The following is a 20,991-nucleotide window of genomic DNA, read 5'->3' on the forward strand; positions in this document are numbered from 1 at the left end:
TAGGTCTTATCTGCCGGGTAGAATGGCTCAGTCCAAGGTCTAAATGTGGGGGGAATATGGCTGTATCCATGCTCAAAATCAGGCGAGCAGCTTCGGGCAGGACCAAGGCGGCGTCGAAGCTCCGCGGTGACATCCAAGGGCTGCGAGCACTTGCAGTAACGGCCGTTATCGCTGATCACCTGCTGCACTGGCCCAGCGGAGGGTTCGTGGGCGTGGACATTTTCTTTGTCATTTCCGGATTCCTGATCACCGGCATCCTGGCCAAGGAGTTTGCCCGAACGGCGCATATCTCGTTTACTGGATTCTACGCGCGCCGGATCAGGCGCATCATTCCCGTATCCCTTTTGGTTCTGGCCGCCACAGTACTGACAGCCAAGCTGTTGTACACCGAAAGTAGCTTCCAATCGGTTGTCTGGGATTCACTAGCTTCCTTCTTCTTCGTTGCCAACTGGCGATACGCTGCCACAGGAACCGACTACTTCGCGGCCGGCGGCACGCCCTCTCCCCTGCAACACTTCTGGTCGCTGGCCGTAGAAGAACAGTTCTATTTCGTTTGGCCCTGGCTGATGCTCGGAATCCTTCTCTTAGTCACAAAGCTTTGGAGAGTCTCCAGCCAGCGTGCCGTCCGGATCTCCGGTCTTGCGATGGCACTCGCAACCGTTTCCTCATTCTGGTGGGCTCTGGGCCAGAGTTCGTCTGACCCCACTGTCGCGTACTTCTCGTCTCTCACTCGATCTTGGGAACTGGGCGTAGGCGCTCTGCTCGCGCTATTCGCTGGGGTTTTCGCCGGTATCCCTGCTGTTGTTCGCACACTTCTGGCATGGCTGGGTACAGCCGGGATGCTGGCCTCGATCTTTTTCGCAACATCCGGCCCCGGTTTTCCCGCGCCCGGTGCCGTCCTTCCGGTGCTCGCAACTGCCGCTGTGATTGCTGCTAGTACAGGAGCGCAAGCGAACCATAACTACCTGCTCACCAACCCTGTGTCGAAGTATCTTGGGGGTATCTCCTACAGCCTTTACCTGTGGCACTTCCCTATCATTGTATTTCTCGGAGTTCGTTATCCCGAGGGTGGAACAGTCTATGCGCTTATGGCACTGGGCCTCACCCTGGCCCTATCTGTCGCCTCTTACCACCTCGTTGAGAATCCCTTCAACAAGGCACCAATCCTGGTCAAACACAACTCCAAAACGGATAAAAGGAGAGCCTGGCAGCAGTGGAGAGGCGTCAACGCCGGCGTCTTCCAAAACGGTGGACTGGTGACGTTAGCGGCGACCACAGCAATAGTCGTGGCGCTAGTGCTGGTTCGGCCCACTACCTCAACCACTGCAGAGGAGGCTGCCGCTTATAACCAGCGCCTGGCATCCAGAGGGACCGAGACGTCAGCTCCGGCCGCCCCGGTTGCAGACACCCCGCAGGCTAAGATCACGGGCAGCTTGTCCTCAGCTTTAACCACGTCCTCATGGCCGGCACTCTCCCCAAGCGTGGATCACGTGATGACAGAAGGCATGCCTGATGAGGCCGCTGCCGGCTGCGGAGCCGCAGATGTCTTCAACCAAACATCGTGTGCTTTTGGCAATCCATCCAGCCCGGAGGTAGTAGTTTTCGGGGACTCCCTTGGAACTACGCTCGTGCCAACTGTGCGGGAGGCATTAGAAAGTGACCACTACGTGCGTGGGCTGACCTTGGCTGCCTGTGCCGTCATTGACCTCAACGTCAAATTTGACTCTGACGCTGCTCGGGACAAATGCATGGGCATAAGGGCCGATGCGGTGCGCTACATTCAAAATCGAAAGCCAGAAACCGTCTTGGTCATCGAGAACTACGCCTGGGCTAACTCGAAAAAGCTCATTTCCGGGGCCACCGGAGAAGCCATGCAAGCAGAATGGCGTGCTGCGGCCCAGTCTTTTGTCAGTAAGGTTTCAAGGTCGACGAAGCGAGTCGTTTTTGTCGCTGCACCTCCTGAGGGCAAGCAGCTGGCAGATTGCGCGTCCAAGATCAGCACCCCGAGTAGCTGCGTTAGTGACATACCTGGAACCTGGCAGCAGGTCCACGACGTCGAGTCCAAGATTGACGGATCGGCTTATCTCGATACACTTCACTGGTTCTGCGTGTCCGGGAGATGCCCGTCGTTCTCCGGAACCACGCCCATCAAAAGGGACTTTATCCACCCCACCCAGCAGTACGCACGACAGGTTGGCGTCGACTTCCGCCGAATGTACGACCAGATAAAATAGGTTTGGAGAGAAAGCGGGGCCGCATTTTGCCAGTGCGGCCCCGCTTTTTAGAAGGCCCGCTCTCACCGCAATACCACTTGCAGGATACGAATATCGCTACCAGTGAGAGTGTCGGTCGCATCCGCGCCATTCCGGCTCGATGTGACGGGTGCGAGATGTCCCGGATTCGCAGTGGCGGCGAATGTGAACGAGGTTTGCACGATCTGGTTGGGCGTCGCGGGAACCGTTATGACGACGGGCTGCACTTGGGCTGGTGTTGCTACGGTGGTTGCTTCCACCCTGCATGTCTGGTTTGGCGTCGGTCTTAAGACGCGCGCGGTACCCGGGGAGTAGGCCTCCCCGCAGCAGCGTTGGAAGGGAAGGTTACATTCCCGGCCCAGTCGGTCTTCACGGACTGGAGCATCTTGTAGACGACGTGGTCAGCGCTCAAGGTCGGTGTAATGGCGGCTGCTCCTTGCTGGACGTACCGTGTAGGGACTTCGACGGTCCCCAGATTTTGTGTGCTTCCAGGGCGCTCGTCAAAGAACAGTTTCGACCTGTCCATGAGGGGGCGTTGGAGAGCCGGAGGTCGTTGAGCCCCACACCCGCGCCGACGTGCAAGAACGCCGAACTGGGGTTGCCGTTCATGATGACGTTGAAGAACACCATGGAGCCTACAGTGTGGTCGACAAAGTACGGTACGACGGCATCCGCCGGTCTACTTGTTCCCGGAACTGTGCACGTTAGCAAATCCGTTAGGCCTTGACGGTACACATGCGACACCGCCTTGGACGATCTGCGGGGCTGTGGCACCGGGTCCGAGATGCATGAAACCGCCAATGAACTTGACCCCACCGGCCCGTTCCAAGTTCATGAGCGGGTAGGAACCGGTCTTTGTGGCCCCTATCCACGGGCTTGGATGACATCCATGCAAAAAGGCAGATGGCCACCATGAATTGGAGGCTTCCGCCAGCCGTGATGGTCAAGTTGTTAGAGAATGCGCACACTCTGCCGCCCACTATGGCTGCGGCGACAGTGAGACTGCTGATGGGTTCATGGGTGGTTCCAGATCGGCGGGTAAACTCGTGGACGTGACTCGCGCATATTTGGGGGTACGGCGTAGTGGCATTGGCCCAGCCTTGCCAGGACTTTTGATTCTAGCCGTAATGCTTGCCATAGCTGTGCTCGCCGTTGTGAAGCCGATACTCGTCCTCGCTGTGCCAGTCGTAGCGGCATTCGTTTATTTCATCATCCGTCCGGGCGCCGGGGTATACGCCTTGGTTGGGATGCTCTTCTTCACCCCGGTCACTATCAATTTGGGCTGGCCAGGGCAAGCCTCGACGTACGTCTTCTACGCATCTCTTGCCCTGGCCATACTGGGGCGCATTGTGCGCGCCCTGACCCGCAAGCAGAAACTCTCCGAGGCGGCCTGGATACTTCTATTCCTGCTTCCCATCATGCTGACTGGCCTCGTCCACGACACTTCGTTTGGTGGCTGGTTCACGAACGCCAAGCCCTTGCTGGTGTTGGTCGTCGTTTCTTGGCATGTGGTAGCGGAAGCACGCCTCGACCCACAACGAATCCGCAGAGCAGCCCTAATGGTCGCGTGGGCAGCGCCCGCGCTATTCCTCCTCGCGGCCTTCCAGCGCATCGCGGGCTACTGGCCTGTCCTTGACCAATACGCAATTGCCCGCTCTTACACGTCTCGCGGGGACGCTGCGCGCAGCGCAGCCATCATGGGCCACTCAATCCTCTATGGTGGCTACTGCATGGTCACAGCAGTGATCAGCGCCGTTCTCACGCCGAAGTGGTGGAAGGTCCTGCTCACCGTTTCACTGGGCGGACTATTGCTTACCGGAGCGCGTAGCGCCTGGCTTGCCGCCGCCGTGGCGCTGCTCATTGTGTTCGTGATCCGCCGCCCGAAGATTTCCTTCTGGGGCCTGTATGCCGGGTTACTGGGGCTCTGCGCCCTCGTCCTAGCTATGACCAGCTTCCCTCACGCGGTTGATGAAGTCGTTGCCGCCGCATCCGGACGGCTGGAAAACTTTGCAGAGTCGGCATCGGCACTGGCGCGCCAACTGCGCGTTGACTTGGCATGGCGTCAGATAGCCCATACCGAGTTCTCATGGTGGTGGGGTCTCGGCCCGGGCGCCTTGGTCGCGTACTTCACGGTCACGAAGACGGCAGACAACCTCGCCGCCACCTTCGACAACAGCTACCTGACGCTCTGGTACGACTACGGCGTTATCCCCGTGGTCCTGTTCGCAGTTGTGTTGCTGGCAATGATCCTTCGCAAAGGCCCCATGCTGGGGCGGGTCCTCACCCTTGGAATCGCAACGCAGATCTTGTTCTTCGACTTCTACCAGTGGCCGTTGATGATCGGCGCTATCGCCCTCGCGGCAGGCCTTCGGCAGGGTGTAGTGGCGCCACCACCAGAGGCGTCACTACACCCTGTCACTACGCCGGTTCGAATATCTGGCAGGCCACGATCCCTGAGTCGGAGCCGACACCAGATGTAATGGTGAAGCCGGTTCCGACCAGACTTGCGGATACCCTCAAAGCCCCTGTCACGCTGTTGTAGCGTTGCCGCGCCCTGTTTGGCGGGGTTGTACGTGGCTCCCGAGGTGTGGTCTGCGATTGAGGAGACCACATCGCCATTTGGTGAGATAACCTGCTGTCCTGCGGTGTATGCCTTGTTGGGCTTCCACTCGGGGACATAAGTGGCAGTTGGTTGCCCGACCCCACCAAAGCGATTCCCGTCCTGCCCTACGGCCCCGAGCAGTCCCGGTGGTTCATCAAACGGCTCCAGGAGAACTGGCGCAGCAGCCATGACGCCTCGTAACAAACCGCCGTTCACAGCCAATCTTGAGGTTTGCTCCCTATGGTCAGCGCATGAGCCGGCACGGGGGAAGTTACGACGTTCGCTATTCGAAGCGGGATGCACGGGAGCGCAGGCTGCGGTTCATCTCCTACGTGGCACTGGCCGCGTTGGCCGTTGCCACCATCGGGGTGGTCCTGATGGCGGTGGAGCGCTAAGCGCGCCACCGAAACACAAAACCCTAAAAGCAGTCTTGACCTGCACAAACACCCATTCTTGAGTCAACCTTGAGGGTGCACCGCAGGGTAAATTGAGTTCGCCCCGCCAAGGTGGAGGCATGCTCTCACGTCTCCGGGCAGGGAGCGTTGTTCTCACCTGCGCCCTGCTTGCCGCCGTCCCATTCCAGCCCGCAGCCAACGCCGCAGTCGCCGCCCCCGCCGCAGTACCTGCGGACAGCGCCGCCGCGTCCCACACCAGCCCGGCCGCCGCCCCCGCCAGCCTGGGCTCGGTTTCGGCCATGCCCGGCCAGTCCGGCCAGCAGCTCGCCGTCCCGGTGGCCCCCGGCCTGCAGCCCGCCCGCATCACCGGCAGCATCGCCGTCACCGGCCAGCCCACCACCGGCACCATCCGCGTCAGCGCCCAGGGCAGGACCCTCCTCGAAGCACCCGCCAAGGGAACCATCGCCCTGGACGCCCCCGTCAGCGCAGCAGACCTCACCGACCACCAGCTGGTCCTGGCCCTCGAATACAACCCCGCCGTCCGGGACGTCTGCACCGCCACCCAGTCCACCGCCACGCTCAGCAGCCTCAGCCTCACCACCCAGGGGACCGAAACCGCCCCCGCCACCGTGGCCGAATTCCTGGCCCCCTCCGTGCCCGCCATCCTCATCCCCGTCCCGGCCGAGCCCGCCACGGACGTCTCCGCCGCCATCCTCGCCGCCTCCGCCGCCATGGCCCACCGCTACCCGGACGCCGCACTCAAGCTCGTGTCGCCGCAGGACCTGGACGCCCAGGCGGCCGCCCTCCCCGCCGGCTCCCGCATCATCACCATCAGCAGCACGGACGGCGCCGCCAGCACCACGCTCGGCACCCAGGCCGGCCGCCCCGCCCTCACCATCGCCGGCACCGGCGAGGGCCTCCGCACCGCCGCCCGCGCCCTGGCGGACACCAAATCCGCCCTGGCGGACGGCGCCACCGTCACCGGCATGACCGCCACCGTCCCAGCCGCCGCAGGACCCGAACAAACCTTCACGGGCCTGGGAGCCCAGGCCATCCGTCTGGCCGGCTACGGAACCCAGGAAACCTACCTGGGCGTCAACCAGTCCCAGTTCGGCGGTCCCGTCTCCAACATCAGCCTCCAGCTCCGCGGAACCCACACCGCCATCCCCACCGGCGGGCAGGCCGCACTCTCCGTCTACTGGAACGATTACCTGCTCAGCTCCCAAACCCTGAACGGCGACACCTTCGACATCACCGCGGACGTCCCCGCCGGCCACATCCAGTCCCGCAACGGACTCCGCCTGCGCCTCACCGCCCTCCCCGCCGGCGGCGACTGCAACGGCCCGGCGGGCCTGCTCCCCATGGAACTGACCGTGGACACCACCGGCAGCAAGCTCACCGCCCAGCGCGGCCACTCCATTAAGCCCGGCTTCGCCCGCTTCCCCCAGGTCCTGGGCACCACCCTCCCCATCGCGTTCGACGCCGGCGCTACCGCCCAGGAAAACACCATCAACGCCGGCACGCTGGCGTTCTCCCTCCAACGCGACAACGACGCCCTCCTGGACGTCCGCCTCACCACCCCCGCCGCCCTGCTGGACTCCAGCGACTCCGGCCTCCTGGTGGGCGCCACCCCCGCCACCGCCGAACAGGCCGGCGCCCCGCTCCGGCTCGCCGGGTTCCGCACCGTGTCCAGCAAGGACATCGAATACGGCGTGGGCACCACTGCCGCCTACGGCGCCCTGGAAGCCTACGAACACAACGGCCGCAACCTCCTGCTCCTGGGCGGCTGGGCCCCGGACGCCACCGGCGGCACGTCCGCGGCAACCGCCACCCCCGGAGCCCTGCAGGCCAGCCTGGCCAGCTACGTCCAGCAGCAGCCCGGCGGCTGGAGCTCGCTGTCCCGCAACCTCCTGGTCACCCAGACCACCGGCAACCCCGTGCTGCTGGAGACCAACGCCATCACCCCGCAGGCCGAGGTCACCGACGGTTTCCGGCCGCTGGCGCTCTGGCTCGCCGCCGCAGCCGCCGCGCTGATCCTGGCCGTGGGCACCCGGGTGCTGCTCCGCCGCAAGCACCGCCGCGCCGCCCAGGCCCACGCCGACGCCCTGGAACAGGCCGCCGCGGACACCGCCCATGGCCAGTGACCTGCAGGCGGCCCCCGCACCCCTGACGGACGCGCCGGCCGGACCGGCCGCGCCGGCGGGGGAGCGGGCCCCATGGCTGCGCCGCACCTGGACCGCCCTGGGTGCCCCGGCTGCCGGGCGCCGCGTCCCCGGGACGGCCGCCATCGCCGTGGTGGCGGCTGCCGTCGGCTTCCTCGCCTGCCTGTACACCACCGGCCAGGGCAGCAACCTGGATTATTCGGACGCGCAAAGCCACCTCACCATCGCCCGGCGCGTGTTCGACAGCAAAGCCCCCGGGTTCGAACAACTCGGCACCGTGTGGCTGCCCATGCCGCACTTGCTGCTCATGCCGTTCATCATCAACCTCTGGATGTTCAGTAGCGGCTGGGGCGCCTGCGTGCTGGGCATCATCGCCCTGGCCGCCACCGCCTCCGGGCTGTACCGGATCTGCGCCCGCCTGGGCTACGGGCGAACCGGCCGACTGGCCGCCGTCCTGGTCCTTCTGGCCAACCCCGCCGTCCTCTACACCTACACCACCGCCCTCACCGAACCCGTGCTGCTCATGTGCCTGGTGGCCGGCATGGCAGGGCTGGCGCACTGGGCCACCAGCCGCCGCCGCATGAGCGCCGGCGAGCTGGCCGTGTTCGCCGGCATCCCCTCCGGCGCCGCCGTGCTGTCCCGCTACGAAGGCTGGGCGCTGGTGCTCACCGGCACCCTGTTCGTCCTGGTCACCGAACTCCGCCGCTCCCGCCAATGGAGCGAGGCCACCAAGATGGCCGCCGCCTACGCCATGGTCCCCGCCGCCGCCGTCCTGTGGTGGCTCTCCTACAACTGGGCCATCTACGGCAACCCGCTGGAATTCATGTTCGGCCAGTACTCCGCCTACGCCCAGCAGAAGAACATCACCGACGGCGGCCTGCTCCCCACCAAAGGCAACCTGGGCCTGACCCTCTGGACGTTCCACTGGTCCCTGCTCGAAACCCTGGGCGCGGTGGTGCTCGCCGCCGCGGCCTGCGGCGCCCTGGTGGTGGTGTACCGGCGCGGGCTGGCCACCAGCACCCTGCTGGTGGCCGTCACCGGCAGCGCCTACGCCTTCGCCCTGCTCAGCCTCTACCTGGGCCAGACCGCCATCAACAACGATCACTCCCTCCCCAGCACCTGGTGGAACAACCGCTTCGCCCTCACCGCGCTGCCCCTGGCCGCCGTGCTGGTGGCGGCGTTCGTGCACCAGGTGACCCGCCGCCGTCGTACCCGTTCCTGGGTTGTGGCGTTCCTCCTGCTCGCCCTGGCCGGGCAAAACGCGTGGTGGCTGCAGGACCCCGCCGGCAGGATGGCCATCCTGGCCGAGGGCCGCATGTCCCACGATTCCAACACCTACTCCTTCGCCGCGGCCCGCTGGCTGAAACAGCATTACGACGGCGGCGGGATCCTCCTGGACGAAAGCGCCCGCGGGAACGCCGTGCTCCCCATGATGGGCATCCCGCTCGCCAACATCTACAACCGTGCCGCCGGCGACCACTTTGGCCCCGCCCTGCAGGACCCGGCCAAGTACGCCAAATGGGTGCTGGTGAACGTCGAAGGCGAGGACGCGCCCCTGGACTCCGGGTTCACGGACCTGGTGCACCAGGCCATCAGCGCCAGCCCCACGTTCAACGCCCGCTACGCCGTGGTGTTCTCCAGCCCCACGCACCGGATCTACGAAAGGACCGTCAACTGATGGCAGAGCACGCCCCGGTCCTCACCACCGCCCGCGCCGGTGGTCCCGCCGGTTCCTATGACGACGGCGTGGGCGTGCAGTCCGTGGCGCTGGGCCAGTCCCTGCTCCTGGCAGGACTGATCACCCCGGAGCAGCTGGACCGCGCCCTGGACCGCGCCAGCACCGAAGGCGGCCTGCTGGGCCGGCACATCATCCTGGAAACCGGCCTGAACCGCCGGCACGTCTACCAGGTGCTGGCCGACCAATGGAATGCGCCCCTGGTGGACCTGGTGCACCACCCCTCGGACGACGCCCTGCTGGAACAGCTGAGCTTCACCGAGGTGTCCGAGCCCGGCTGGCTGCCCTGGCACCTGGAGGACGGCGTCCTCACCGTGGCCACCGCCGTCAAACCCAGCGACGAGATCCGCCGCGCCGCGCTCCGCATCCCCGGCGCCGAACAAGTGGTGTTCCGCACCACCACCGACTGGGACATCAACCACTCCATCCAGCGTGCCTTCCGCAACCACCTGCTCTACGAATCCGCCGAACGCCTGGCCGAGGAACAACCGGACGGCTCCGCCCGCACCGCCCTGAACCTGTGGCAGCGGCTCCTGCCCGCCGTCCTGCTCAGCTGCCTGCTCGGCGGCCTGCTCCTCGATGCGCAGCTGACCGTGATCGTGCTGCTCACCGCCGTCAACGTGGTGTTCCTGGTGAGCATCGGCTTCAAGACCCTGGCCAGCCTCCGCCAGCCGTTCGACGCGCTGCATGACAGGGCCGCCGCCACGGCACGCGCCCGGGAACTGGAGTGGCGCGGCGTGGGGACCGGGGCGCTGGGGGACCCGTCCGGGCTGGCCGGGCGGATCCCCGACGGCGAACTGCCCGTGTACACCATCCTGATCCCGGTGTTCCGCGAGGCCAACATCATCAACAAGCTGCTGGCCAACCTGGGGCAGCTGGACTATCCGCGCTCCAAGCTGGACGTGCTGGTGCTGCTCGAAGAGGACGACACCGAGACCATCGAGGCCGCCAAGCGCTCCCGGCCGCCCGAATACGTGCGGATCCTGGTGGTGCCCCGCGGCGAGCCGCAGACCAAGCCCCGGGCCTGCAACTACGGCCTCACCTTCGCGCGCGGCGAGTACGTGGTGATTTACGACGCCGAAGACCGGCCCGATCCGGGACAGCTCCGCGCGGCCATTGACGCGTTCCGGCATGACGCCTTCGAACGCCGCTACCTGGCCCCGGACCGGCGGCCGCTGATCTGCGTGCAGGCCGCCCTGAACTACTTCAACGCGGACCAGAACGTGCTCACCCGGCTCTTCGCCATCGAATACACGCACTGGTTCGACTCCATGCTCCCGGGCCTGGACCGCTCCGGCATCCCGCTGCCGCTGGGCGGCACCTCCAACCACTTCGACACCCGGCTGCTGCGGCTCGTGGGCGCCTGGGACCCGTGGAACGTCACCGAAGACGCGGACCTGGGGCTCCGCGCCGCCGTCGAAGGCTACCGGGTGGGCGTCATCAACTCCACCACCTGGGAGGAAGCCTGCTCGCAGGTGCCCGCCTGGATCAAGCAGCGCACCCGCTGGATCAAGGGGTACATGGTCACCGCGGCCGTGAACACCCGCAACACCGTCCGGTACGTCAAACGCACCGGGGTGGCCGGCGCCGTCGGCTTCCTGGGCCTGATCCTGGGCACCCCGCTGGCGTTCCTGGCCTACCCGCTGGTGCTCGGCTTCACCGTGGTCACCTATGTGGGCTACAACTTCGTGGGCCTGGTACTGCCCGAATGGCTGCTGCTGGGCGGGGTGGTGTCCATGCTGTTCGGGAACGCCATGATGATCCTGGTGTCCGGCATCGCCACCTGGCGGCGGCACGGCTGGCGGATCGCCATTTTCGCGCTGCTCAACCCGGCATACTGGGTGCTGCACGCCGTGGCCGCCTGGCGTGCGGCCTGGCAGATGCTCTCCAGCCCGCACAAATGGGAGAAGACCCCGCACGGCCTGGACGAGGAATACCACGACGACGGGCGGTGGTCCGCGTGAGCGCGCACCTTTCCGTGCTGGACCCGCTGGCCCTTCCCGTGCTGGACCCCCGGCACGTCCGGGACCTGGGGGAGGAGCTGGACAGCCCCGCCGGCGCGCACGCGTTCCTGGGCACCTACCTGGAGATGCTGCCGGACCGGCTTTTGCGGGTAAGCAATGCCGTGTCCGCGGGTGACGAAGAGGCCGCCATGGACCGGGCGCTCAGCCTCAAGGTCACCTCCACCATGGTGGGCGCCTTGCAGTTGGCGGCGCTCGCCGAAACCATGGAGGCGCTGGTCTGCCGGGGCGACTGGGCAGCCGCGGAACCCCTGCTCGAGGTGCTGGCACCCGCGGTCGCCGCCGTCCGGAAGGCCGGCGCCGCCGTCGTCAACGGGCTCCTGCACCCCTGAGCAGGGGTATTGGGACGGCCGGTCCGCATGCCTCGGGAATCTTGCAGGTCCTTGCTGGAGTTTTCCCGCCGATAGGCTGGCAGGATGACTGATGTGGGGACAGTCCTTGAGGCTGAAGAGCTATTGGTGGGATACGCGGGGGCACCGGTGTGCGGTGCGGTGTCGATGGCCTTGCGAGCCGGTGATGTGCTGGGAATTGTTGGCCTCAACGGTGCCGGCAAATCCACCGTCGCCCGGACACTCGCTGGACGGCAGGTTCCACTGGCCGGTGACGTCAGAGTCCAGGGGCTACCCGTGGATCCTGACACGGTCCAGTTTCGCCGGGGCGTATCTGCAGTCTTCGATGATGACCTGTTCTTTCCTTCCCTGTCTGTCCGTGAGCACTTGCTGCTCGTGGCACGCGGGCATTCAATGAAAAACCCTGACGAGAGCGTTGACGCTGAATTAGCATTCTTTGGCCTGGCTGCCCGGTCACACGTCGTTCCGGATGCATTGTCGTCCGGGCAACGGCGCAGGCTGCTGCTGGCAGCCGGCCTGATGCGTCCCTCGAACCTGCTGATCCTCGATGAGCCCGAACAGCGCCTTGACCCGCTGATGCGCGATGATCTCGGGCAGCGGCTACGCGACTATGCCAGGGGCGGGGGAACGGTGGTGCTGGTCACTCACGATCCCGTCCTGCTGACCACTGCCGCATCAACGTGCCTGGTCATAGACGACGCCGTACACGCCGTCACACCGGAGCAGGGGGCGTCGACCATTGCCGGGAGTTGATGTTGAAATGCTCTCTGGCCGGGCCGCAGCCGTGTCCCAGGCAGCATCCGGCCGGTCTCTTGCCTGGGGGATCGTCAGGTCAACCCGGAGATCCTCGCGCCGGTACAACCGCAGCCGTACATCCGTGGCGGACCTTTTCGCGGACCTTTACAGCTACGCCTTGGCGCTGGGCTGCGCCCTGACAGTGGCTGTGTCTTTCGTCATCGGCCTGCGCATTGAGATTGGTGACCGGGGTCCTGCCGGGCGAGGCGTCATCAGCCCGGAGTGGCTGGTGCTCCCGGGCCCGGTCCTCTGGACGCTTCTCACTTATGCTGCCCTTGCCGGGATCACGACACTTGCCCGGAGGCTCGGTCCGATTTCTGTCCGGGGACCCGAAGGGAATTGGTGGTTGCCCCTGCCGGTGGACCGGCGGCCGATGGTGCTACCGGCCTTTCTGCGCCGGTGCGTCCTCACATGTGCCGGCGCAGTTGCCGCATTCCTGCCCTTCAGCTTCCTGACCTCCCTTGAGCGCACCGCCCCCCAACACCTGCTGGCATCAGCTACCTTCGGTGCAGTCAGCGTCCTGGCCGTAGCCCTGGCAGCACTGCAGCAGCTGGAGATAATCCACCACCGGTTCACCCGTTCGGCCTCCGCTGTTGTCCTCCTGCCGTGTGCTGTTCTCCCTTCCCTGACTTGGTCATCCTGGCCGCTGATCCTGGCGGCCCTGTCCGCCATCGTCCTCATCAGCGTCATTGCGCCACGTGCGGGCCAGGTTCGGGGAGCGGAGCTGATCCGTGGCGGCGCCGTGGCCGGCCACGCGAGTGCATCCATTTTCTTCATGGACACCAACGAAATGTTCCGGGTATTCCGAGGAAACCGGCACGCGGTCGAGACCGGGAGAGCAGCCCGGTTCTACGCCCGGCCTGCACGTGGCCCAGTCCGCGCGCTGTTCCGGGCAGACATCGTGGCATTCATCCGCCTGCACCCGTCCATGGCTGCTCCGGTGTTCTGTCTGGGGGCATGCATCTCGGTTTTGCTCGTCGACGCCGGACTGCCCGCGCCCCTTCAGCTCGCCGTCATCACCCTTGCAGGCTGCGCCACTGCTTCCAGTGTTGGAACCGTGCCGCGCCGGACAGCCTTGGTTCCTGAACTCGACGCACTCCTGCCCGTAGCGCCGGCCCTGGTGAGGGCCAGCAGGACACTCATGCCGTCCCTTGCAATGGCCCTCTGGATGGCATTTCTGAGTGGAATCCTGGTGTTGCTGGGGCCAGTTGAACCGGCGCTAATCCTGATGGGGGCGCTATCGGGTGTCGCGATGGGCGCCGGCGCGGTACGCAGCGCGACCCGCCCGGCACCTGACTGGTCCGTTCCCCCGGTCGAAACACCATTCGGACCGGTGCCCCAATCACAATTCTCGTCCCTCCTGCGCGGGCTGGACGTAACCATCCTCGCGCTGGGCCCGCTGCTGGCCGCCCTCTACTTTGGCGCCGTCAACCCCTTTCTGATCATCCTGCAGGCGATCATCAGCACCGGCGTGGTGGCCGTCGTCGTACTCCGTCCTTTCAGCACGCGGTAGTCGCCGTAACACTGGTGGCAACTCCTGCACCGCTGAACCCTGCGCCGCTGAGCCGCGGTTCCTGGGCTAGGACCCCGCTGGGCGGCACGTGGTCCCGGCCCCGTACTTGAGCCAGTCCGGCAAGGCCGCGGTGAAGGCGTCCCGGATGGCGGGGGTGTTGGTGATGGTCCAGTCGATCCGGCCGTTGACCTCGGTCTCGTTCTTGTCCCACTCGAACCAGTTGATCATCTTCAGGTTGGGAAACTGCGCGTGGGTTTGGGCTCCGAACACCTGCTCCCACCAGGCGCGCTTGATCTCCGCCTCGGACGCGCCACCCACCGCAGGGTTGTACAGGGCAGCGGTTTCCGGGATGGCAACGGGCTTGTTGTGGTCCTTGCCGTACACGCCGTAGAAATCAGGCAGCAGGCTGTCATCGCCGTTGGCGCCGTTGTAGTTGCCGGTCAACTGGTCCGCGAACTTCTTCGCCTCCGGGATTTCGTTCTCGCCCCACGGGTACTTCGCGCCCCAGTGGTAAAGCGACATCCCCACCCAGTCCACCGCGTCGTCACCCGGGTAGTACGGGGCATAGGCGTCGTCCGCCATGGTGATCACGCCGTCGAGGTTGGTGTCCAGGGCGGCGAAATCCGCGGTGCCCGGCTTGGCCTCGTATTTGCCGCCGGCGAACGGGTAGCCGCCGCCATAGTTCGGCGCCCACATCATGGCCGACCCCGGCGCGGTGGTGTGCACCGCAGTGGCGAGGGTCTTGAAGGCGGCCACGTACTCCAGCGGCTGCTGCGACCAGGCATACCAGGAGCCGTTCATTTCGTGGGCGAACCGGACGATCACCGGGACGCCGTTCTTGTTGAACCGGTCCAGGTCCTTCGCCAGGGCCGTGGCGGTGGCATCGGTAATGGTGGACAACCCGTCGGCGGGCTCCAGGGTCAGGAGCATCATGTGGCCGTCGGCGCGGATCTGGTCCACCGCTTTGGCAAGGTCATCCTCATCCTTGGCTGTCAGCGGGAAGCCGGTGAAGGACACACTGACTGCCGGTTTATGGCCCAGGTCCGCGGCGAACGTGGCCAGCGGCTTGGAGTGGAAGTCCAGGTTCACGCCAAACAGGGCGCCATCAGCCGGGGCAAGCGACGCGCGGGGCTCCACCTCGCACGTGGACGCCGCCGGGGATGACTGCGACTGCCGCTGGGAGAGGTCATTGGCGAAGTTCCATCCGGCAAAGCCCAAAGCCACCAACCCGATCATGACGGGCAGCACGAACGCCCGGCGCAGTTCTGCCCTGTTCTCTTTCCTGGACTCACTGTGCTCCGCAGGACGTTCCCCCACAACCGACACCAAACCTTTCCTGACCAGCAGTTCTGTCCCATCCTAGGGACGTGACGGGCAACTCGCGGACTTTTCTGCGCGCGGCGGCGTTTACCCGGGTTGGCGCCGTGGCTAGGACCCGGCGGGGCGGCAGTTGGTTCCGGACCCGTACTTGAGCCAGTCCGGCAGCGCCGCCGTGAAGGCTGCCCTGATGGCCGGGGTGGTGGTGACGGTCCAGTCGATCCGGCCGTTCACTTCGGCTTCGTCCTTGTCCCACTCGAACCAGTTGATCATCTTCAGCTGCGGGAACCGGGCGTGGGTCTGGGCGCTGAACACCTGCTCCCACCAGGCGCGCTTGATCTCCGCTTCGGAAGCGCCACCCACCGCAGGGTTGTATAGGGCCGCCGTTCCCGGGATGGCCAGCGGCTTGTTGTGGTTCACCGCGTACTCGCCGTAGAAGTCCGGCAGGGACCGCTCATCCCCGTTGGTGCCGTTGTAATTGCCGGTGAGCTGGTCTGCGAACTTGTTCGCCTCCGGCACGGCGTTGGCGCCCCACGGGTATGTGGCGCCCCAGTGGAAGAGGGACAGGCCCACCCAGTCCACTGCGGCGTCCCCTGGGTAATACGGGGCGTAAGGGTCATCCGCGATGGTGAGGACGCCGTCGTGGTTGGTGTCCAGGGCCGCGAAGTCCGGGGTCCCGGGCCGCGCGTCATTGAGGCGGCCGGGGTAGGCATAGCCACCGGCGTAGGACGGCGCCCACATCATGGCCGAGCCCGGCGCCCCGGCGTGGACGGCGTCAGCCACCCGGGTGAAAGCCGTCCGGTACTCAACCGGCTGCTGCGACCACGGGAACCAGAAGCCGTTCATCTCGTGCCCAAAGCGAACGATCACCGGCACGCCCTGGCCGTTAAGGGCTGCGAGGTCCTTGACCAGGCCGGCGATGGCGTCGGGGGTGACCGCGGACAGGCCGTTCTTGGGTTCGAGTGTCAGCAGCATCATCTGCCCGTCCTTGCGGATCTGGGCCGCGGCCTGCTGCAGGTTGGTGCGGTCTTGGTCCGTGTAGGGGAAGTCCACAAAGGAGACACTCACGGCAGGCTTGTGCCCCAGGTCCGCGGCGTATTGGGCCAGCGGTTTGGCAGCCAGGTCCAGGTTCACCCCAAACAGCGCTCCCGACGACGGCACCAGGCTGGCGCGGTCCGCCACAACGCAGACGGGCAGGCTTTGGTCCGCAGTGCCTTGGCCCGCTGCGCTTTGGTCCGACGCGGGGGTGTCCCGGTTCCGGTCAGCCAGCCCGTTGGAGATGCTGGCCACCCCGAATCCCACGGCCAGCACTGCCGCCGCCACGGGGAGGGCCCAGGACTTGAACCTGTCCACCATGGCCTCGCGCCGGGTCACGGAATTGTCCGTGGACTGCTCTTCAGGCAAAGCGGAACCCCCTGGTGGCCTGCGGTTTTATCTCCCATCCTAAATGTCGTCCGGCGTCCGGCAGGGATCCAGGAACGGACGGCAGAGCGTGCGGCGATCCGCTACGCTCCGGACTATGCCTTCGTCCTGGACCGTGTTGATCTCACTTCATGCCATCGCCGCCAGTTATTCCCTGATCTTCGGCGCCGTGAACCTGTTGAGCCGGCCTAAAGGCGGCAGAGTTCATCGGATCGTTGGTCGAATTTGGGTTGTTTCGATGTATGTCGTGGTGCTGACGTCGTTTGGTATCAGAACCATAGATGGCGGGTTCAATTGGCTCCACGCACTTTCCGTACTGACGTTTTGCACGCTGACCGCGGGACTTTTGGCCATCCGTAAGGGAAACATCAAAGCGCACCGCGGTTTCATGACCGGCAGCTACTTTGGCCTGCTCGGAGCGTTCGTGGGTGTTCTGGCAGTGCCCTCACGCCGTATCCCGCAGCTTGCCATTCATGAGCTCCCGATTCTGGTACTGCTGATTCTCATCCTGCTGGGTACGGCTGCACTAACCATCGCCGGCATTGCCCAGAGCCGCAAAGCCTCGTCCATCCGCGGCGGCCGTTAATCGTTCCCTACCGGGAGCCCCTGCGCCGACGGGGCCGTTAGGAGTTGGAGGATGCGGTCACGCAGATCTGCGAGTACTTCGGTTTCGGGATTGCTGCGTGCGAGGGCCGCAAGGCCGCGGCAGGCAAGTCCAGCGTCGGTGAGTTCTCCGCTGACAAGAAAATCCATGAGTTCCGCTATAGGAAGAAGGTGCACGTGGCCGGATTCAGAATCATCCCAGGTCGTTGCAAATTCTTCCGATGCATTGGCCGCTATGACAAGATGCTTACGTCGTGAAGAGTTAGCAGCAAACCATTCTGAGCCAGCGTAGAAGGCTGATTCTGAGGAGTAGCCGGTTTCTTCCCGTAGCTCGCGAAGCGCTGCATCCATGGGTTGCTCGGCGTCATTGAGGTATCCGCCGGGGAGTTCGAGTAGTGCCTTCTCGGGTCCAACGCGGAACTGTTCGAAAAGGACGACGTGACTTGCTGCAGGTGTGAATGCAAGGGCCGCTGCAGAATCACGACCGACGATGACGTCCCAGTCGGTCACGGCTCCACTCGGCTCTTCGTAGGTTTGACGGTTGACCGTCACGAAGCCTTTGTACGCGGTCGTCGTTCGAATCTTCTTCCAGGTGTCGCTTACAGGCACAGTTCTCCGTCTCTCAGTGGCTAAACGTTCTCAAGACATCCCGCTACGACAACCAAAGCCGGGGCTCCCGAGGCAGCGAAGGAAAAGATGACGGCAACGATCGGCACAGACCGTGGAAGACATACCGGGCTATGAAGCGTTGGGCTTTTCAGCCGTGCGAATGGTCAGGATCGCTTTTGACGCAGAGATAATGCCGGCCAGAAGAAGAATGGCGGCCGAGAGCACCATGTACCAGGTGCCAACGGATGTCAGCGCGATGTAGACGCCCAGGAGTGAAAAAATAACTGCCCCCAGCGACCAAATGAGCGTAGCTCTCTTGGAGTTATTCATGAGCCCAGACTAGGCCAAAGGCCAGGTCGTGAGTACACTGGCGCGGCCGGGCGTGGATCCATACCGGCTCCGTACATCGCGACAGAACTCTCGATGCGGCTGTGGCCACGTGAGGACCGAGGGTGCTGCATCTTGAGGAAACCTTGAGTTTTTGACTCAATTTGTCAATTTCGTTTTCATCTGGTTGGGTCTATGCGGGGGCTCACTATCACCAATGGAGACTGTTGTGGCTTTTTCCGACTACGCAATGGCGCTTTGCGCGCTGCTCGGCACCTTGTTGATCCCCTTTGCAGTCCTCTACCAGATGCTGCGGCTCAAGCGCCGCGCACTCCGGATCCCCGTCCGTCCCGCACCCCGAGGTAACAAGCGCTGACATGCCGTATGTCGATATCAACCCCCACAAAGGCCGTCCCAAGTGGGTGGGCTACACCGTCCTGACCGTCCTCCTGATGCTCACCGTCGCCGTCGTGGCGGCAGCGCTCACACACCACTAAGCATCCATTCCGGCCGGTGGAGCACCGCCGTGGCCAGGACGTCCGGGTCTCAGGCCTTGGGGCTGAGCTTTCCCCGCGCCACACTGTCGTCCGAATGTGCCGGATTCCCGTTGTAGGCCTGGTTTGAAATGTCGACGATCGGATATTGGGCCAGGTCGATGCCGGTGGGGATGGTGAACGTGCCCGTGCCGTCGGCCAGGACGCCCAGGCTGACCATCCCGGAGAGGTCGCTGGTGCCCACCCACACCTGCCGGTAGCCCGAGGTCTGCTCGGCGGCGAGGCGGATGGTGAGCTGTCGGGTCCCGTCGGGAAGTTGCTCCACCTGTGCCTCGCCGCTGCCTGTATGCGCGGCCAGGGGAGTCAGCGGCGTCTCGGCCAGGACTCGTGCAACCGGAGCTGACTGGGTGGGGGCGGGCGACGGCGTACCCCCTTGTCCCAGGACCCCCGCAGCGGTCCACCCGGCAGCCGTGCCGAGGACGATCCCAGCGGCAGCGGTCGCCATCCAGACCTTGGGGCGGCGCTGGCGGGTCCCGCCCGCCCGCAGCGGGATGGGGGCGGCGAGCGGGCCGTCGTCGGGCGTTGTCGACGCCTCCACCCCGGCCGGCGGGGGAGCCGGCTGGTCTGCCGGGGCCGCGGGCCTGGCCAGGGGATCGGCTGTAAGGGCCGGTGAAAGCCCGAGTGCCTGATGGATGGCTGTCCAGGTCCGGGCGCTGGGTTGGTCGAGCGTGATACCCGCGGGCTCCAGGGTGGCGATGTCGGCGACCCGTTGGAACCCCCGCAGGGTTGCGGCGCATTCCGGGCAAGAGGCGAGGTGGCCGGCGTCGGCGGCCGTGCCGGGTGTCTCGCCCAGGGCCATGAGGCTCAACAGTTCCGCGTCAAGGTGTTCCATGCTCCACCTCCAAGCGGGTGCGCAGCCGGGTCAGGCTGCGCCGGATATGGCTTTTTACGGTCCCGAGCGGCAGGTTCAGCCGTGACGAGATCTGGTCGTGCGTCAAGTCATCGTAGAACGCCAGCCTGAGTATCGCCTGTTGGGGGTCTCCCAAGTGTTCAAGTTCGTCGTCAAGGATCAGCCGGTCGGCCACGGCCTCCACGTTGCCGTCCGCCGGTCCGGCGGCGGGGTAGGGAAGATGTTGGATGACGGCTTCTTCCACGTGGCGTTGCCTGGCGCGGGCGGAGAGGGCGTCGTTGATGGCGTTCCGGGTGATTCCCACCAGCCAGGCCGGGAGCCGTGCCACCTCCGGCCGGTACGTGGTCCGTGATTTCCAGGCCCGGATGAAGACCTCCTGGGTGACATCGTCCGCGGCGCTCCGCTCGCCCAGGGACCTGAGCGCCAGCGTGTAAACCAGCGGGCTCAGCCGCCGGTAGGCCTCCGCAAGGGCGTTCTCGTCCCCGCCGGCAAACGCCTGGTCGAGGCCGGGGTCCCAATCGCGGGTGGCGGCAGCCTCCATCGGGTTCTCCTTGGGCGGCAACGGGCCTGAGTGGACCCCATTATGCCGCTGCCCGGGGCGGTCCGCTACGGGCGCATGGCACTGGCTGACATTTCCCCTGCCGGTGCCCGGCGGCGCCGCGGTGCGGGCGCCGCCGGGGACCAGTTGAGGTTCCAACGACTGCAGGGCTTCGGCGGTTAGTCGTCGTCGCAGTCGTGCCCGCGTGCGGCGGAGTCCACCACCTGCACGGCCAGGCCCAGGGTGTTATCGGCCAGGCTGCCCCAGGCGTACACGATCGTGTTCTTGCCTTCGGCGATGTTCACGTTGGCCGGGCCGAGGAGCGGCTTGGTGGTTCCCGCTGCCGCCACCGACGCCGAGATGGTTCCTTCCTTCAAGGTGAGGGTCTTCTGGTTCGGGTTGGTGAGCCCCTTGACGACGGCGGTCCCGCCGGCCAGGACATCGACGGCCGGGGCGGCCGCGACGTGCCGGACGGTCAGCTTCCCCTTGCCGTCAGGGCTGGGCTTGGTGTTGTTCGTGAACAGCGTGGCTGTGGGAGTCCCGTCCGCGGCCAGGTGCGCCACCGCCGTGTAATTCCCGCCGGCCTTCAGGTCCACTTCAACCGGACCGATCACCGGGTTGTCGGCGCTGGTCGCGTCGGCACCCGTGATGGCAATCTTGTGGTCTCCGTCCGGAACGTCCAGCGGCCCGGCCAGCGTGCCGGGCGTGAAGTTGTCCAGGGTGAGCTTGCCGTCCACCCAGACGTCCACGGTCAGGCCCGGAACGCCGTGCAGGACGGAGAGTTTCGCCGTCCCGTCATGGTCGTGATGCCAGCCGGACGCCTGGGCAGGGGCGGCGAAAGCGAGTGCTGCCAGCAGCGTCATTGCTCCTGCGGCTGCAGAAAGTGTCTTGCGCATTCCAACTCCTAATCAGAGGCCCCAACGGGGCGAGGTTCCGCTTACACCCC

At 65.4% G+C, this 20,991-nt stretch carries 19 protein-coding genes and 1 pseudogene; 13 read left to right on the forward strand and 7 right to left on the reverse strand.

From position 1 onward, the window contains the following. Positions 1 to 56: 56 nt before the first annotated feature. The 10 genes and pseudogenes from QRM95_RS07495 (at position 57) to QRM95_RS07535 (ending at position 13,825) form a co-directional block, all read left to right on the forward strand. On the forward strand, positions 57 to 2,234 hold the full coding sequence (locus tag QRM95_RS07495) for an acyltransferase family protein (RefSeq protein ID WP_285247168.1): 2,178 nt from the start codon (positions 57 to 59) through the stop codon (positions 2,232 to 2,234). 1,145 nt (positions 2,235 to 3,379) lie between these two features. After that, on the forward strand, positions 3,380 to 4,732 hold the full coding sequence (locus tag QRM95_RS07500; RefSeq protein WP_285247169.1) for an O-antigen ligase family protein: 1,353 nt from the start codon (positions 3,380 to 3,382) through the stop codon (positions 4,730 to 4,732). Positions 4,733 to 4,950: 218 nt separating this feature from the next. Further along, positions 4,951 to 5,055 (forward strand): annotated as a pseudogene (locus tag QRM95_RS21150) (MBL fold metallo-hydrolase); the annotation flags it as partial. Between the two features lie 50 nt (positions 5,056 to 5,105). Continuing rightward, the gene (locus tag QRM95_RS07505) at positions 5,106 to 5,249 is read left to right on the forward strand and encodes a hypothetical protein (RefSeq protein ID WP_285247170.1); all 144 of its coding nucleotides are present in this window, start codon (positions 5,106 to 5,108) and stop codon (positions 5,247 to 5,249) included. A 119-nt stretch (positions 5,250 to 5,368) separates the two neighbouring features. Next, on the forward strand, positions 5,369 to 7,393 hold the full coding sequence (locus tag QRM95_RS07510; RefSeq protein ID WP_285247171.1) for a hypothetical protein: 2,025 nt from the start codon (positions 5,369 to 5,371) through the stop codon (positions 7,391 to 7,393). Then, positions 7,383 to 9,089 (forward strand): glycosyltransferase family 39 protein, encoded by a 1,707-nt coding sequence (locus QRM95_RS07515; RefSeq protein ID WP_285247172.1) that lies wholly within the window; start codon positions 7,383 to 7,385, stop codon positions 9,087 to 9,089. The genes QRM95_RS07510 and QRM95_RS07515 overlap by 11 nt, the downstream gene beginning before the upstream one ends. Then, positions 9,089 to 11,110 (forward strand): glycosyltransferase, encoded by a 2,022-nt coding sequence (locus QRM95_RS07520; protein ID WP_285247173.1) that lies wholly within the window; start codon positions 9,089 to 9,091, stop codon positions 11,108 to 11,110. The genes QRM95_RS07515 and QRM95_RS07520 overlap by 1 nt, the downstream gene beginning before the upstream one ends. Next, the gene (locus tag QRM95_RS07525) at positions 11,107 to 11,499 is read left to right on the forward strand and encodes an Hpt domain-containing protein (protein WP_285247174.1); all 393 of its coding nucleotides are present in this window, start codon (positions 11,107 to 11,109) and stop codon (positions 11,497 to 11,499) included. Before QRM95_RS07520 ends, QRM95_RS07525 begins: the two co-directional genes overlap by 4 nt. 84 nt (positions 11,500 to 11,583) lie before the next feature. Continuing rightward, the gene (locus tag QRM95_RS07530) at positions 11,584 to 12,270 is read left to right on the forward strand and encodes an ABC transporter ATP-binding protein (RefSeq protein ID WP_285247175.1); all 687 of its coding nucleotides are present in this window, start codon (positions 11,584 to 11,586) and stop codon (positions 12,268 to 12,270) included. Positions 12,271 to 12,394: 124 nt separating this feature from the next. After that, positions 12,395 to 13,825 carry a DUF6297 family protein gene (locus tag QRM95_RS07535; protein WP_285247176.1) on the forward strand — a complete coding sequence of 477 codons (1,431 nt, stop codon included), beginning with the start codon at positions 12,395 to 12,397 and terminating at the stop codon, positions 13,823 to 13,825. 66 nt (positions 13,826 to 13,891) lie between these two features. On the opposite strand, the gene QRM95_RS07540 is transcribed toward QRM95_RS07535, so the two are convergent. Together QRM95_RS07540 and QRM95_RS07545 are read right to left on the reverse strand one after the other, a co-directional pair. Then, entirely contained in the window at positions 13,892 to 15,061 is a 1,170-nt protein-coding gene (locus tag QRM95_RS07540; protein ID WP_502934944.1) for a glycoside hydrolase family 26 protein, read from the reverse strand. A 192-nt stretch (positions 15,062 to 15,253) separates the two neighbouring features. Next, the gene (locus QRM95_RS07545; protein ID WP_285247178.1) at positions 15,254 to 16,546 is read right to left on the reverse strand and encodes a glycoside hydrolase family 26 protein; all 1,293 of its coding nucleotides are present in this window, start codon (positions 16,544 to 16,546) and stop codon (positions 15,254 to 15,256) included. 115 nt (positions 16,547 to 16,661) lie between these two features. Here QRM95_RS07545 and QRM95_RS07550 point away from each other — a divergent pair, with 115 nt between their 5' ends. Beyond that, positions 16,662 to 17,150, forward strand: a complete 489-nt coding sequence (locus QRM95_RS07550; protein ID WP_285247179.1) for a DUF2306 domain-containing protein — start codon at positions 16,662 to 16,664, stop codon at positions 17,148 to 17,150. On the opposite strand, the gene QRM95_RS07555 is transcribed toward QRM95_RS07550, so the two are convergent. Further along, entirely contained in the window at positions 17,147 to 17,776 is a 630-nt protein-coding gene (locus QRM95_RS07555) for an NUDIX hydrolase (protein WP_285247180.1), read from the reverse strand. The two genes, QRM95_RS07550 and QRM95_RS07555, sit on opposite strands and share 4 nt — an antisense overlap. A gap of 129 nt (positions 17,777 to 17,905) precedes the next feature. Next, complete coding sequence (locus QRM95_RS07560) at positions 17,906 to 18,106, reverse strand: hypothetical protein (RefSeq protein WP_285247181.1); 201 nt, start codon at positions 18,104 to 18,106, stop codon at positions 17,906 to 17,908. Between the two features lie 226 nt (positions 18,107 to 18,332). Here QRM95_RS07560 and QRM95_RS07565 point away from each other — a divergent pair, with 226 nt between their 5' ends. Beyond that, complete coding sequence (locus QRM95_RS07565) at positions 18,333 to 18,479, forward strand: hypothetical protein (RefSeq protein ID WP_285245853.1); 147 nt, start codon at positions 18,333 to 18,335, stop codon at positions 18,477 to 18,479. Positions 18,480 to 18,649: 170 nt separating this feature from the next. Here QRM95_RS07565 and QRM95_RS07570 read toward each other — a convergent pair whose 3' ends face one another. Both QRM95_RS07570 and QRM95_RS07575 read right to left on the reverse strand, forming a co-directional pair. Beyond that, positions 18,650 to 19,489, reverse strand: a complete 840-nt coding sequence (locus tag QRM95_RS07570; RefSeq protein WP_285247182.1) for an anti-sigma factor — start codon at positions 19,487 to 19,489, stop codon at positions 18,650 to 18,652. Then, positions 19,476 to 20,048 carry an RNA polymerase sigma factor gene (locus tag QRM95_RS07575; protein ID WP_285247183.1) on the reverse strand — a complete coding sequence of 191 codons (573 nt, stop codon included), beginning with the start codon at positions 20,046 to 20,048 and terminating at the stop codon, positions 19,476 to 19,478. The genes QRM95_RS07570 and QRM95_RS07575 overlap by 14 nt, the downstream gene beginning before the upstream one ends. A gap of 30 nt (positions 20,049 to 20,078) precedes the next feature. Between QRM95_RS07575 and QRM95_RS07580 the strand changes: the two genes are divergently transcribed. Next, the gene (locus tag QRM95_RS07580) at positions 20,079 to 20,228 is read left to right on the forward strand and encodes a hypothetical protein (RefSeq protein WP_285247184.1); all 150 of its coding nucleotides are present in this window, start codon (positions 20,079 to 20,081) and stop codon (positions 20,226 to 20,228) included. On the opposite strand, the gene QRM95_RS07585 is transcribed toward QRM95_RS07580, so the two are convergent. Next, positions 20,225 to 20,941, reverse strand: coding sequence for a DUF4397 domain-containing protein (locus QRM95_RS07585; RefSeq protein ID WP_285247185.1), 717 nt, complete (start codon positions 20,939 to 20,941; stop codon positions 20,225 to 20,227). The genes QRM95_RS07580 and QRM95_RS07585 overlap by 4 nt on opposite strands. Positions 20,942 to 20,991 lie beyond the last annotated feature (50 nt).

It is taken from the genome of Pseudarthrobacter sp. efr-133-R2A-89, from assembly GCF_030209315.1.
Classification (GTDB): domain Bacteria; phylum Actinomycetota; class Actinomycetes; order Actinomycetales; family Micrococcaceae; genus Arthrobacter.

Coding starts and splice junctions, on each gene's coding strand:
- QRM95_RS07495 (WP_285247168.1), top strand. CDS start 57: ATGGCTGTATCCATGCTCAAAATCAGGCGAGCAGCTTCGGGCAGGACC.
- QRM95_RS07500 (WP_285247169.1), top strand. CDS start 3,380: ATGCTTGCCATAGCTGTGCTCGCCGTTGTGAAGCCGATACTCGTCCTC.
- QRM95_RS07505 (WP_285247170.1), top strand. CDS start 5,106: ATGAGCCGGCACGGGGGAAGTTACGACGTTCGCTATTCGAAGCGGGAT.
- QRM95_RS07510 (WP_285247171.1), top strand. CDS start 5,369: ATGCTCTCACGTCTCCGGGCAGGGAGCGTTGTTCTCACCTGCGCCCTG.
- QRM95_RS07515 (WP_285247172.1), top strand. CDS start 7,383: ATGGCCAGTGACCTGCAGGCGGCCCCCGCACCCCTGACGGACGCGCCG.
- QRM95_RS07520 (WP_285247173.1), top strand. CDS start 9,089: ATGGCAGAGCACGCCCCGGTCCTCACCACCGCCCGCGCCGGTGGTCCC.
- QRM95_RS07530 (WP_285247175.1), top strand. CDS start 11,584: ATGACTGATGTGGGGACAGTCCTTGAGGCTGAAGAGCTATTGGTGGGA.
- QRM95_RS07540 (WP_502934944.1), bottom strand. CDS start 15,061: ATGATCGGGTTGGTGGCTTTGGGCTTTGCCGGATGGAACTTCGCCAAT.
- QRM95_RS07550 (WP_285247179.1), top strand. CDS start 16,662: ATGCCTTCGTCCTGGACCGTGTTGATCTCACTTCATGCCATCGCCGCC.
- QRM95_RS07560 (WP_285247181.1), bottom strand. CDS start 18,106: ATGAATAACTCCAAGAGAGCTACGCTCATTTGGTCGCTGGGGGCAGTT.
- QRM95_RS07570 (WP_285247182.1), bottom strand. CDS start 19,489: ATGGAACACCTTGACGCGGAACTGTTGAGCCTCATGGCCCTGGGCGAG.
- QRM95_RS07575 (WP_285247183.1), bottom strand. CDS start 20,048: ATGGAGGCTGCCGCCACCCGCGATTGGGACCCCGGCCTCGACCAGGCG.
- QRM95_RS07585 (WP_285247185.1), bottom strand. CDS start 20,941: ATGCGCAAGACACTTTCTGCAGCCGCAGGAGCAATGACGCTGCTGGCA.